Raw genomic sequence first — 13,330 nt, 5'->3', positions numbered from 1 at the left:
AATTTTTTATTGTTAATACGTCGATTTACAGAGGCGAATTCGCTAACAATTGGGATTTATGTGCCTCATGGTTGGCTTTTTCAGCCTTAATTTCAACCTTAACATTTCCATATCGAGAAATTGTCGCTTTGCAATCCGGGGTAATGACAATATTAGTTGTAGGTTGTTCAATAATTGCAGGGCCATTTATAATATTTCCAGCCCTTAGTAATTCTTCATTATAAACAGGTACCTCTATCATTCCCCCACACTCTTTAAAAAATGCCTGCCTCGAAGGTTTAATTGCCAAGGTTTCTGGTTCCTCATGAAATAGATTTTGTTCTTGGAGTTTAATGTCAGGCATTATACCTTTTGCCTTTACTTTCCACATAGCAATTTCAATAGCCTCTTTTTCACTTTTTGAACCTAACGTTTCATCATGTTGATTATGAAAGTCTTTCGCAAACTTTGTTATATCATCATCATTGATAAATACATTTCCCTTAAGGGGTACAGTTAGCTCATTATTTTGAAATGGATATCGTGCTTCAGCTGAAAATTCCAACACCTGTCTTTCCATTGGGATGCCCACTCTATTTAAAAATGTTCTTGCCTCTTCTTCTAAATCTTTCAATATTAAATTTACTTTATCAAAGTTAAAAGCATCTGTTGTTGTAACATGACTACGACTAAAGCCACTGATTACATCCGCAACAACTCCCCCAAAAGCACTTAGAGTTGATGCAGTCTTCGGAACAATGATTTCACTACATCCTAATTGTGAACCTATTGAGGCCACATGCATGCCGATTGCCCCTCCGCCAGCAACAATTGTATATTCTTTCGGATCGATACCCTCCCATATTGTAATATCACGCATAGCCTCTGTCATGATATGATTGGCGGAATTATAAATCATATAGGCCGCTTCAATTATACTTACATTTAAAGGTTTAGCTACGTATTCAAAAATTGCCTGTTCCGCAAGCCTTTTGCTTACTTTCATTGTTCCGCCTAAAAAGAAGCCCTCATCGAGATAACCCAATACTAAGTTGGCATCTGTTATAGTAGGATATTTCCCGCCCCTCATGTAGCATGCTGGTCCAGGCAAAGAGCCTGCTCCTTCAGGACCTAAACGGAGTAGTCCGCCTTCATCCACCCAAGCTATGCTGCCACCGCCTGCACCAATGGTCTTTACATCTACTTTTGGAATATTTATTTTTTCTCCGTAAATAATTGAGTCTGTTGTAACGGTAAGAATACCATCTGTAATTCGACTCATATCAAAACTTGTACCACCCATATCGCATGTAATGACATTACATTTATTGAACTCTTTCTCAGCATAGAACTTACCAGCAATCGGTGCCAGTGCAGGGCCCGAATCTAAACTATAAATAGGTTTCCCCATCATCGCCTCGGGGGTTAATACCCCACCGGAACTCGTAAGCAAACTTAGCTCTCCATTATATCCTATTTCTTTCAGGCTATTTTCAAAATGACTAATGTAATCATTCATTAGTGGCTTTAATGAGGCATCTATCGCTGTACTAATAGTCCTTCTATATTCTCTGATGCGGGGGCTGACCTGATGACTTAATGTATAAGTCATTTCAGGCCATTCTTCTTCAATAATTTCACCTATGCGTATCTCATGTTGGGGGTTTACGAAAGACCAAAGCAATGAAACAGCAATTGCCTCCACATTATAAGATTTAAATTTCTTTATTACTGCTCTTACTTCATCTTCATTTAATGGGGTAGAGATTTGCCCCTCAGAATTAATTCGTTCTGTTACAGGCAAAGTAAGATATCTAGGAACGAAGGGTTCCGGATGATCCACGTGCCAGTCAAAAGGATGATCTTTTCCCGCTTCCCGGAATAAGAGTACATCTCGGAAACCTTTTGTACAAAGTAATCCTACCTTCGCTACCTTTCCTTCGATTAAAGCATTTGTACCAGCTGTGGTACCATGCGCGAAAAATTCACATTCAGCCATGAATTTTTTTAACGGTTTTTGATAAAATTCTGCTGCAAGTCTTAGACAATCAACAACCCCATTTACACGGTTTTCCAATGTAGTTAGTGATTTAAAAATATTAGTTGTTCCATTTTCTTCTATTACCACTACGTCAGTAAAGGTTCCGCCAACGTCTGAACAGATTCGATACCCCATTATTTCAACACCCTCCTATTTCTAAGTTCCCTAGTCTCTTCATAATTTACAATGTACCTCTCATTTGTCGTATCTATTACTACGCCGTATACTTCTTTAGCTTTTTTTAAAGAAAGCCATCCTTCTCTCACACGATGTCTAATCAATTCAGGATCTCTTTCAAAGGGATCACCCAGTCCACCTCCTGCAGCAGACTCCGATATAAATATTTCTTTAGGTTCTAACTCAACATCAATAAAAGTATTAGTTATATCTTCAATATTTTCTTTATCACTCTCTTTATATCTATATGCATATATAGGTCTACCGTTTTTCCCACCTTTAACCCCTCTTGCAGGATTCTTACTATTATCACAATTAATTACGAATCTTACCCTATCATCCCTCATCTTCATCTCAATCCTAGTACCAGGGCCGCCATCCCATTTGCCAGCTCCGCAAGAATCCGGAATAATTTCTTGCATTTCAAATTGAATTGGATACTTCTGCTCCAGAACTTCGAACGGATTCCACACACTCAATCCACCTGTGCAAACACCACCAAATGTTGTATAACCATCATGTCCAAAAACGGCCATCCCTCCCGATATTCCAGAACTAATTTGTGATATAAAGGGCCTATTATATCGAGAATCAAATCCAGATACTACGGGCTGGGATGGAACTGTGATTGAAGATCCTTCAGCCATTCCAAACTCCTCTTTTGCTTGACTTAATGCAAGCTGAGCTGCAAACACTGCTCTTTCAAATAAACTTGTGGTAGCGAGAGCTGATGAATAAGGGAAACTAGCTTTACCGATAACTCCTCTTTCCTTCATTTTCACCTCAATACGTGAAAATGTTCCTTCACAAAGAGGTAAATCATTGGCGGATAAGCAATTCAATACAGCAGTTCTGCCTGCAGCAAGGACGGTGGCTTCACAAAGATTATATCCACTTTTTATCGGGTCACCATTTTCCGTAAAATCTACAATGATCTTACCTTGCTCTTGATCAACTGTCACTGTGGATTTTACGCTTATTCCATCAGGGAGGATGTCAGCTATTGGGTCATGTTTTGATTCTGATCTCCATGTTCCAGAAGGGATTTTTTTAATTTCTTCCTCCATTTTTTTATCTCCATATTTCTGCCATTCCCTACAAAATATCTTGACTGTCTCTTTACCGTATTTTTCTGTTAACTTTATTAACTCTTTTTCTCCTATTCTTGCAGCACCTACCGCAGCAGAGTAGTCACCATACCAGATATCTGGGACGCGAATTCTCATTTTACACATTCTTATGATGTCTTCGACGTCTTCGTAGTTTTTTTGGATCTTAACACCTGGGAAACAAAGAGCCCCTTCCTCATAAATATCTTTTGCCATTCCATGGTAGGTTGTCGGTATACTATTTCCGATATCTGCTTGATGTGCTCTAATTGTGGTATAGAACATAATCTCATCTTCAAAAAAAACAGGGACAATGATTGTATGATCACCCATATGTGTATTCCCGTGATAAGGAGAATTATTCAAAATGGCGTCCCCGGGTTTTAAGGTACTCGGTGGATGGTATTCAAAAACCCCTCTAAGTGTCAATCCCATGTTCGTAGCATGTACTGGAAACCCATTTGGAAGAGCGATTACCTCTCCTTTCCCATCACATACAGCAGTTGAAAAATCCCTAGCATTGCTTATAATGCTTGAACGAGCACTTTTTTGTAATACATACGTCATTTGTCTAGAAATACCATTTATTTTACTTGACAAAATAGCCATTAAATCGGGTGTAATAGAGTTCACAGACTACTCCTCCTTATAATTGATGTTTCGTTAAATGTGTTTCACTTCTTCATCAGTTATTTCAACATTTTTAGGATAGTTAAACTTCCCTTTAGTTAAAACACTGAGCATGACATATAGGGTGAATGCTAGGATACAAGCAATCACTGATGATAGCGGTTTCCAAAAGGAGCCCAAGACTCCATACGACATCAAGAGACTTATAGCGCCGGAAGTAATTACCGAGAAAATACCAACTGGATTCCAGTTTCTAAGGTGGCTTGGCCTGTATTCTAAATCTTCTGACCCAAGTTTTAATAATTTCCTAACAATATAGATATCGGTTACTATGAGTATCATAATCGGCATCATAAAAACTCCGATAAGGTGTGTAATCGCTTCTAAATGCTCTACAACCCCTGAAATCATGATTAAAGTTCCAATTGCAGACATTACGACAATCCAAAACACCCTACCTGGTTTTAAAGAAAAAATTACAGCAAAGAAATTTGCTATGGAAAGAGAACCAATATACAGGTTATTCACGTTTATTCTTAACTGAGTTAAAAAAACAAACAATACCCCCCATATCCCAAGAATTGCAACAAAATAGATACCTGGGTTGGTTTCTGAATAATTAATTCCAAACCATATCCCTATAAGTCCAGCAATTAGATACCACCATAATTGAACGACAACTCCAAGTGAAAGCGAACCAATTTTAAGTTCCTCTTTCTTTATAAAACGAGCAAAATCTGCTACATTTAAAACTAGAATGCCAACAATTCCATTTATGATGCCAATACACGAAAATAAGCCAAAAGCAGTTAAAGGCATATTTTCTGGCATATACTGTATCCAATTAGGTGAATTATTAAAAAACATATTTATGCTGATAAAAATTGCAATGAGTAACAGTACAGCATAGACAACAATTGACCATTTTTGGAACTTTTCTAATACACGTATTCCAAACCAATTTAGTAACACCATTCCAATTACCATTAAAATTACAATAAGCCATAGTGGAATTTGGGGTAAAAAAGAGTGAAATGAATTAGCCATTATAATACCCTCAAGGGAAAAATACATAGTTGAAGTGGAACCGACTGCAAGGGAATATAGCGCTACACCTCTAAATCCAAAACCTGCTGATCTCGCAATCAGATTGGATCCTAGTCCTGTTTTTGCAGCAACAATACTCAACGCATATCCAAGAATGCCGCCAATAATTGTGGCATACACTAATGCACCTACAGCGTTAGCAACTCCGTAGGTCATTGCCATCAAAGCCCCAAATTGCAGGTAAATTAAGGCTGTCGCATTACCAGCTAATGAAAAAGAGAGCGATAGCCAACTTCTTCGTTCACTCTCAGGCACTGGCTCTAGAGAATAATCATCTCCATCTTCAATTTTTTGTTTAACATTTTCTCCTGTCATATTTATCCCCCCTCAAATTTGAATATCTTCATTCCAAATACCTAAATATGCGTATGCGCTTTCATTTACTCCTATAAAATAAATTCACTCCTTTTGATTAACTTCCGTTCAGCTACTTTCGTAACCTTTGCTTGCGCACGCATATCTCCTAACCGTTCTTCCGGGATGCGCATAATTGAGATTTCACATAAAAATTTATTAGTGTATTTTTCACAGTGATCTTTAAAACCACTTTAGCTCTTCTTCATTTTCTTGATTTTTCTGATTATTACATACTCATTTTTCTAAATGAATTGATTAAATAGTTGTTAATACTCCTGGCAAATTATTCTTTTTGTACATTTAACTCTTTTAAATAGAGTAGGATTATAACTTGATAAGCTTTTTACGTCGCACTATAAATTAATTGACTGTACTAAAGACTTCTCTTATAAAAAGTTATCACTTTTATAGGCATTCACCTCCCTTGAAGTATTGGAATCAAATTAAATATTCTGTATATTTGAAATTATATCAACATTTTTTACTACAGTAAAATCAATAATTTCGAATTAAATGTTCGAAAAAAATGAACTAACACATAAATTCACTGTTAAATGATTAGGTTTTTTTGCTCTTTTTTTGAGGAAACACCAGCATAGCCTTTAAAGACAAATCATACCTATAGAGGATCCAAGTCAAGTCCTTAAAAGCTTACCTATTGCTGACAATTTCGGTATAAAACGTGGATTTTTAAACGACTTTATTCTTATAATTTTAGTTCAGCGAAGCACCATCTCCCAGATTTTCCCCCAATCGATTTAACCCCCGCCTTAAAACGGCGGGGGTATAAACGTTTAAATTTTTTTAATTTAAGTAACTTTATTGTCATTCTACATCTATCTTTATAATAATCCATATTCCTCATTAAGTTTTCAGTATTAAGAAACAGTTTCTTTCTTAGATTGGATCCTTCTAGTATATTCTGTTTCTTCTTGTACCAAAACAGGGTATTTTGTGCTAAGTAGTTTAGCAGCTATATAATAAAAAACGGCGGCAAGTGTCGTTGCAATGTAAAAGCTTAGATCTGAAAAAAACACAAAACCAATAACGGTCGCCAATACATAAACGACTAATGCTACAGGGTTAATTCCCTTAAAATATCGATACTTCCCTTTAGAATTATATACATCACTTAAACTAATCTTTCTTTTTCTAAAAATATAGTAATCCACTGCAATAATTGCTATTGCTGGACCGGCGGTAAAACTAAACAAGGAAATAATGAAGGCTAAATGTTCCTGGATGGCCCATGGTCGTACGATAAATACGAGCAGGGCAAAACCTATAACAGCAGCCTTAAAGCTTATTTTTCTCGGCAACAGACCTGAAATAGCATATGCTGATGGTAATAAAGTTGCTGCAGCATTTGTAGATGCTTGTGCTACCACAATAAATAATTGTAGTAATACCGCCAAAACGACAGATCTTTCTTGAACTAATTCAGAAATAACTATTAAAACATCAGTACGTCCAGAAAGAGCCATTGTGATACTTCCTAATATCGAGAAGAACGCAAGAGGTGGTACAAGACCAATAAAAGTGGCAATAAAATAACTCTTGTTTGTTTGAAACCATTTATTATTATTTTGATTAATTTTACAGTCCTTTGTAAAATCATTGATACCCAATGCTACACTAGAAAAAACGCCGATTACTACCGCGAAACTATAGAGCCACATCCCTACTGAGTGATCAGATTTGTGTAAATTCCCCATACTAAGTGTATCAAAATAAGATACATCATATGCAGAAAGAACTACATATAACATGTATATTCCAATTAGCAGCAGTAATGGAGCCGCAAAGGCAATAAACCTTTCAATACTTTTTAGCTTTTTTACAGTAATAGCAACTAGAACTGCAATGTTCAATATAAGACCCAAAAGGATACTTTCAAAACCAAAAACCATTTTGAAAATTTCATTTAGGGCGATTGCTCCTATATATGCATTTAATCCAAAGAATATTAAGCTAGGAAAGGTGCGTATCATATTGATAATTTTACCACCTTTATAACCAAACGTGACCGAAACTGAGGTTGCAAAACTTATACCATACCTCAAACCAATATCTTGGGTAATAAAACAAAATAACCCTATTAATATCGATCCTATAATAAAAATTAAATTTAGTTGACCAATTGTAAAATAGTTAACCATCGGTGAGAGACTTAAAAAAGCGGTAATTTGCACTGCCAGACCAAACCAAACAAATCCATACCCAGATGGTTTTACATTTTTATCATTATTATTTACAGGCGCCAAATCTTCATTATAAAGGTCGTGTTCAGACGATGGTTTGAAATTTTCCATAAGTGCCACCTTTCTGTTTTTTTAAATCAAAATAAAATCATGACAGCATCCCAGTATATTAATTACTAAGTTACATCTTAGATGCTGTCATGAGTGTTTACTTTTTCAAATTTCATACCCTTTAGGATTATTCCTTTTGTGCCTTTTTACCAATATGATGCTGCACGCTCTTGTAACATTTCTCGAAACTGTTGGGTGGATGTCTCCAGTAGTTTGCCGGTTGAAAAGTCTATAATAACACCATATTGACGAATCAGATCCAGCTTATCTATATCACCTTTTTGATATTTCTCATAAACTATTTTCATATCTTCTTTTAGCCACTTTTTTCGATTCTGCCGAATATAAGCTCTTGTTAACTCGGTTTCATTATAATCAATTTCATATTCATCTTTTTCAGCATCAATCTCTATTATAACTACCCCGTAATCTTTTTTCGCACGTTCAATGGAGACATAGTCATCCATCACATCTTCTAAAACCAGTTGGGAACTTCTTTTTAGTGGATCTCCTAATCCTCCGCCTCCGGCTGAAGGTCTAATAAATGAATCCCCTTCTTTTACCTTTAAATTGGAAAATACCGTACCCAAAAATTGTTCATCATCTTTTCCCGGGTTTATCCAAGCACCATGTGGATATGAAGGCAGGCCTCCGAATATCCCCCATGTTATGGAACGTGAACGATCGGAACAGTAGGACATAAGTGAATCTCCAACGTTGGTTAAGGTTCCACCCTTTTCAACCCCACAACCACCACGGTATTCGCCCGGACCACCTGAATCGGTAATAATTTCATGTTTAGTTGTTACAACCGGTGTCAATCGCTCTTGCCCTTCACAAGGCTGTATCGTCATACCGACACCGAATATGGAGGAAATTGCATTAGATCCATCACGGCCATTTCGGCCACCATGACCACCGGCCATCCAATCGTACCACATAAAGTAATTGTTATATCCTTTCCGCTTATCCCAACCTCCAACTAAAAAATACTCCATATTAAAGGAACAAGCTATAGCCCGTTCAGGCATAAGATTGGACCAAAGTTCAAAAACCGCATTCATAATCTTTTCATAAGACCCGGAGCAAAAGCCTGTGACAGCAATAGGATGAGGAGCATTGACAACAGACCCTTCAGGCAATTCTGTTTCTAAAACCCGATAAAAACCAGAATTTAATGGTATATCCGGAAAAAATGCTTTTGTTCCTCCTACAAGCGCTGCAAAAGAAGAGCCGAATCCCGAGTTTAGAAAACAACCAATGTAAGGATGAGAACCACTTAAATCATAATGTATTTTGTCCCCTTGAATCGTCATTTTAATTTTAATTGGGATTAAACGTTCCTCTTGTTCCGGATCCATATCAATGTAATCAACAGTCTCCCATGTTCCGTTGGGAAGATTAGATATTTTAGATTTAGCCATTCTTTCAACATAATTTTGGACTTCCTCAAAGGCTGCCAATACAGTATCTAATCCATATTTCCCCACAAGCCCGATTAGTCTAATTTCAGCCGCCTTCGTAGATTCAACTTGAGCTCGGAAATCCCCTAACCGTTCCTCAGGTACACGCATATTGGAGACGAGCATATTCGCAACATCCTTCAAATACTTGCCTTTATTCCACAATCTTAATGGTGGTATTCTGATACCTTCTCCATAATGTTCCTTCGCAGTTACATCAAAGGAACCAGGTGAAGCCCCCCCTACATCCGGCCAATGTCCGTTCACTTGCATGAAGGCAATTAACTTATTTTCATAAAAAACTGGCCTGATCACCCTCACATCATTAAAATGGGTCCCTCCCTGATATGGATCGTTAATAAGAAACACATCACCGGGGTGGATATCATCTTTAAAATCCTCAATAACTGCTTTTGCTGTAAAATGGAGAGTACCTACATGAACAGCAATATCTTGTGTACCTTGCACAACAGTATTTCCCTCAGCATCACAAAGGGCTGAACTAAAATCTCTGTTGTATATTGTAAAAGAATAACACGTTCGAAGTAATTGGTCTGACATTTGGTCAGCTAAATTAATAAAAGCATTTTTTAATACCTCAAACGTTACAGGATCTAACTTTGTCTGATTTAATGTTTTCATAAATTAGTTATTTCCCCCTTTCCACGACAAAATGATATTTCTATAATTATCTATTCTAGCTTCGAAATTTGGTGGAATTACGATAGTTGAATCGATTTGTTCAACTACCGCCGGACCTTTTATTATAGATTGAACAGGTATATTTGGACGAGAATAAATAGGTGTCTGGACAAACCCTTCCGCTTCCTCAAAGTAAACATCTCTTTTTTCCTTTAATGCATCTTTTAAATCACCATTTGGTTTTTCTTCTACAAATTCTGGCTTGGGAACATGACCAATTGCTTGCACGCGTAACCCATAAATTTCTATTTCTTGATCATTGCTTGAGTACGCATATACTCTTTCATGTTCTTTATGGAAAATATTAATAGTGTCTTCTAGTGATGTTAATGGTCGGGTAACTGTAGTAGACAATGAGCGCCATTGGCCTACATAACGCATTTCAATATACCGTACAAGATGCATATTTTCCTTTTCGACATTGTCTTCCTTTAGAAGTTTAATAGCTTCTTCCTCCATAAGACTGAACTCTTTTTCAATTTCTTCAATCCTCACATCTTTGACATTTGCAACATATGTTTTTGAAATATCATGAGTGACATCAACTAGAGTACACCCTAGAGCCGCTGTTACCCCTGGATGAGCAGGGATAATAATATTTGGTATCCCCATTTCCTTCGCTAAATAGGCACCGTGCAATGGTCCTGCCCCGCCAAAAGCTACTAAAGCAAATTCACGAGGATCATAACCTTGATTGATAGAAATTAATCGTAATGCATCACACATGTTGGCATTTGCTACTTTTAAGATTGCACATGCTGCCTCATATTCACTGTAATCAAAGGCTTCACATAAATTCTTAATTGCTTTCTTGGACTCTTCGACGTTCAATTCCATATTGCCATCTAAAACCCTTGAACCAAGTCTACCCAAAATCAGATTGGCATCTGTATTAGTAGGCTGGTCTCCCCCTTGACTATAACAAGCAGGACCAGGAACTGCTCCGGCACTATGGGGTCCATTTCGTAAAGAGCCTCCCTCATCAATCCATGCTATACTTCCACCTCCAGCACCAATTGTTTGTATTTGAATACTTGGAAAGCCAATTGGGTAACCGTATTCAATATACCAGTCCTTTGTAATAGTTAAATTTCCTTCATACATTAGAGAAATATCTGCACTTGTACCACCCATATCTAATCCAATTGCATTTTGAAAGCCACACAAATTGGCTATGTACTTACTAGCGATTGCTCCAGCTGCAATACCAGAACTTGCTATTCTTGCGGCGAAACGGGGTACTGTTTCAGAGGTCATAACACCGCCCCCAGAATGCAATACCAAAATATTTCCGTTATAGCCTTTTTCCTTCATTCCACCTTGTAGATTTTTCATATAAGTATTTACTTTTGGACCAAGAACAGCATTAATAATAGTCGTACTCATTCTTTCGTGTTCAAAAATTTCAGGCAAAATCTCACTGGAGATACATATATATACATTTGGTAGTTCTTCCTGAAGAATTTCTTTTACAATTCTTTCATTCTCCCCATTAACGTAAGAATTGATTAAGCATATAGCAATGGACTCCGCTTCTTTTTTCCTTATTATTCTTGCTAACTCACGCACCTCATTTTCATCCACATCAATTAAAATATTTCCCGCATAATCAGTACGTTCATTTATCTCCATTCGATTTCTACGGCTTATATATGGAGGAGCAACATCATTGTAGGCATCCCATAAATCTGCTTTATTTCCTCTTCTTATCTCCGCAACATCACGAAACCCCTTTGTTGTGACTAAAATCGTTTTGGGTAATTTTCTTTCAATTAATGCATTTGTTCCTACCGTTGTCCCGTGTGAAAAAAATTTAATTTCATCACCGGATATATTTGCTTTCTTTATTCCATTTAATATACCAATTTCCGGGTTGGATGGAACAGATGGGGTCTTCGCAACGATAGTTTCTTTAGATGAATCATTAAAAGCATAAACATCTGTAAAAGTTCCACCTACATCAACTGCAACATGATATTTACCCACATTATCGCTCCTAACTATTTGTTTAATTTCGTATTGTACCTATTAATATAACTTTATAAATTTTTATATCAGATTTTATAAGTGAGATTTGTATGCGCTTTCACACACTTGTAATTAATACCGTCTTTATCTAACTTCATTACGGATTTAAGTAGAAGGTTTGTAGCCTTTTCAATATCAGCCCAATCGGTTCTTTCCTTTGGAGAATGGCTATTTCCATCTATGCTTGGTACGAAAATCATTGCTGTAGGACAAAAATTATTCATAAATGACGCAATATGTCCCGCTCCGCTAATCATTTTTTTTGACTGATAGTTCAATTCGTCGGCTGAATCAATTAAATTATTAATTAATTCAGGATGAAACTGGATAGGTTCCATTGAGTTAATTTCATTTATTGAGATTTCTAGCCCCTCCTCAAACGCTATCCTCTTAAGTCTATTTTTAATGAGATTAACCCCAGCATCTTGCTTTTGTAATTCTTCAGCACGAATATCTACTGTAAATGTAACCTTTCCCGGAATAGTGTTAACAACCCCAGGTTCTGCCGTTATTTTCCCAACCGTTGTAATCCCATATTCACTAATTTCCTGAGCTGAATTTTGTATTGCTGAAATCATTTTCGCTGATGTGCTTAAGGCGTCTTTTCTATAAGGCATGGGAGTTGGTCCGGAATTTTCAGCTTCTCCAATAACCGTTACTTCAAGCCATGTAAAACCAATAATCCCCTCAACAATCCCAATAGACAATTTTTCTTTGTCAAGTATTGGTCCTTGTTCAATGTGTACTTCAATAAAAGCCTCAGCTTCTTTTAATCTGTTCTTTTCACTTCCAAGATAACCAATTGCTTTTAGTTCATCTAAAAAGTTAATACCTTCCCCATCTTGTTGTTTATAAATTTCGCTTAGTTCATAATCTCCAGAAATCAAACCACTTCCCGCCATAAGAGGCTCAAAGTATACTCCCTCTTCATTTGTAAAATTTACAACCTCTATTGCTCTATCCATAATGATGCCGTTTTCTTTTAATGTTTCTAATACTTCAAGTCCGCAAATAATTCCCAGGACCCCGTCAAATTTTCCACCGTTAATAATGGAATCAAGGTGGGAACCTATAACAATTGGCTTTGCCTCGGGGTTTCTTCCTTCTCTTCTCCCATAAATGTTACCAATATCATCAAATCGAACATTAAGCTGCATCTCTTTCATCCAAGAAACTAATAAATCTCTTGCTTCTTTATCTTGCTGGGAAAGAGTAGGTCTCGTAATTCCCCCCTCCTGCGTGGCTCCAACTTTTGACATTTCATTAAATAATTGTTTCAACCTGTCTAAGTTAATTCTCATTTTATTTTTCCTTTCTCATGTTTGATCTTGTGATATATCACACTATAAATTAATTAACTGTACTAAAGGCTTCTCTTATAAAAAATTATCACTTTTATGGGCATTCACCTTCCTTGAAGTATTG

Annotated in this window: 7 protein-coding genes; all 7 read right to left on the bottom strand. The window is 36.7% G+C overall.

The features are described 5' to 3' along the window. Nucleotides 1-25: 25 nt before the first annotated feature. Nucleotides 26-2,155 (bottom strand): hydantoinase/oxoprolinase family protein, encoded by a 2,130-nt coding sequence (locus tag F9802_RS06105; RefSeq protein ID WP_152150255.1) that lies wholly within the window; start codon nt 2,153-2,155, stop codon nt 26-28. Continuing rightward, nucleotides 2,155-3,939, bottom strand: a complete 1,785-nt coding sequence (locus tag F9802_RS06100) for a hydantoinase B/oxoprolinase family protein (protein WP_152150254.1) — start codon at nt 3,937-3,939, stop codon at nt 2,155-2,157. The genes F9802_RS06105 and F9802_RS06100 overlap by 1 nt, the downstream gene beginning before the upstream one ends. Before the next feature lie 30 nt (nt 3,940-3,969). Beyond that, nucleotides 3,970-5,358 carry a purine-cytosine permease family protein gene (locus F9802_RS06095; RefSeq protein ID WP_152150253.1) on the bottom strand — a complete coding sequence of 463 codons (1,389 nt, stop codon included), beginning with the start codon at nt 5,356-5,358 and terminating at the stop codon, nt 3,970-3,972. 920 nt (nt 5,359-6,278) lie between these two features. After that, nucleotides 6,279-7,712 (bottom strand): cytosine permease, encoded by a 1,434-nt coding sequence (locus F9802_RS06090; protein ID WP_152150252.1) that lies wholly within the window; start codon nt 7,710-7,712, stop codon nt 6,279-6,281. 146 nt (nt 7,713-7,858) lie between these two features. Further along, nucleotides 7,859-9,817, bottom strand: a complete 1,959-nt coding sequence (locus tag F9802_RS06085) for a hydantoinase B/oxoprolinase family protein (protein ID WP_152150251.1) — start codon at nt 9,815-9,817, stop codon at nt 7,859-7,861. A 3-nt stretch (nt 9,818-9,820) separates the two neighbouring features. Beyond that, on the bottom strand, nt 9,821-11,863 hold the full coding sequence (locus F9802_RS06080; RefSeq protein ID WP_152150250.1) for a hydantoinase/oxoprolinase family protein: 2,043 nt from the start codon (nt 11,861-11,863) through the stop codon (nt 9,821-9,823). Between the two features lie 68 nt (nt 11,864-11,931). Continuing rightward, nucleotides 11,932-13,206, bottom strand: coding sequence for a M20 family metallo-hydrolase (locus F9802_RS06075; RefSeq protein WP_152150249.1), 1,275 nt, complete (start codon nt 13,204-13,206; stop codon nt 11,932-11,934). Between the last annotated feature and the right edge of the window lie 124 nt (nt 13,207-13,330).

This window comes from Bacillus aerolatus (genome assembly GCF_009183655.1).
GTDB lineage: Bacteria > Bacillota > Bacilli > Bacillales > Domibacillaceae > Pseudobacillus > Pseudobacillus aerolatus.
This window is presented reverse-complemented; position numbering and strand designations above follow the sequence as displayed.

Coding starts and splice junctions, on each gene's coding strand:
- F9802_RS06105 (WP_152150255.1), bottom strand. CDS start 2,155: ATGGGGTATCGAATCTGTTCAGACGTTGGCGGAACCTTTACTGACGTA.
- F9802_RS06095 (WP_152150253.1), bottom strand. CDS start 5,358: ATGACAGGAGAAAATGTTAAACAAAAAATTGAAGATGGAGATGATTAT.
- F9802_RS06090 (WP_152150252.1), bottom strand. CDS start 7,712: ATGGAAAATTTCAAACCATCGTCTGAACACGACCTTTATAATGAAGAT.
- F9802_RS06085 (WP_152150251.1), bottom strand. CDS start 9,817: ATGAAAACATTAAATCAGACAAAGTTAGATCCTGTAACGTTTGAGGTA.
- F9802_RS06075 (WP_152150249.1), bottom strand. CDS start 13,206: ATGAGAATTAACTTAGACAGGTTGAAACAATTATTTAATGAAATGTCA.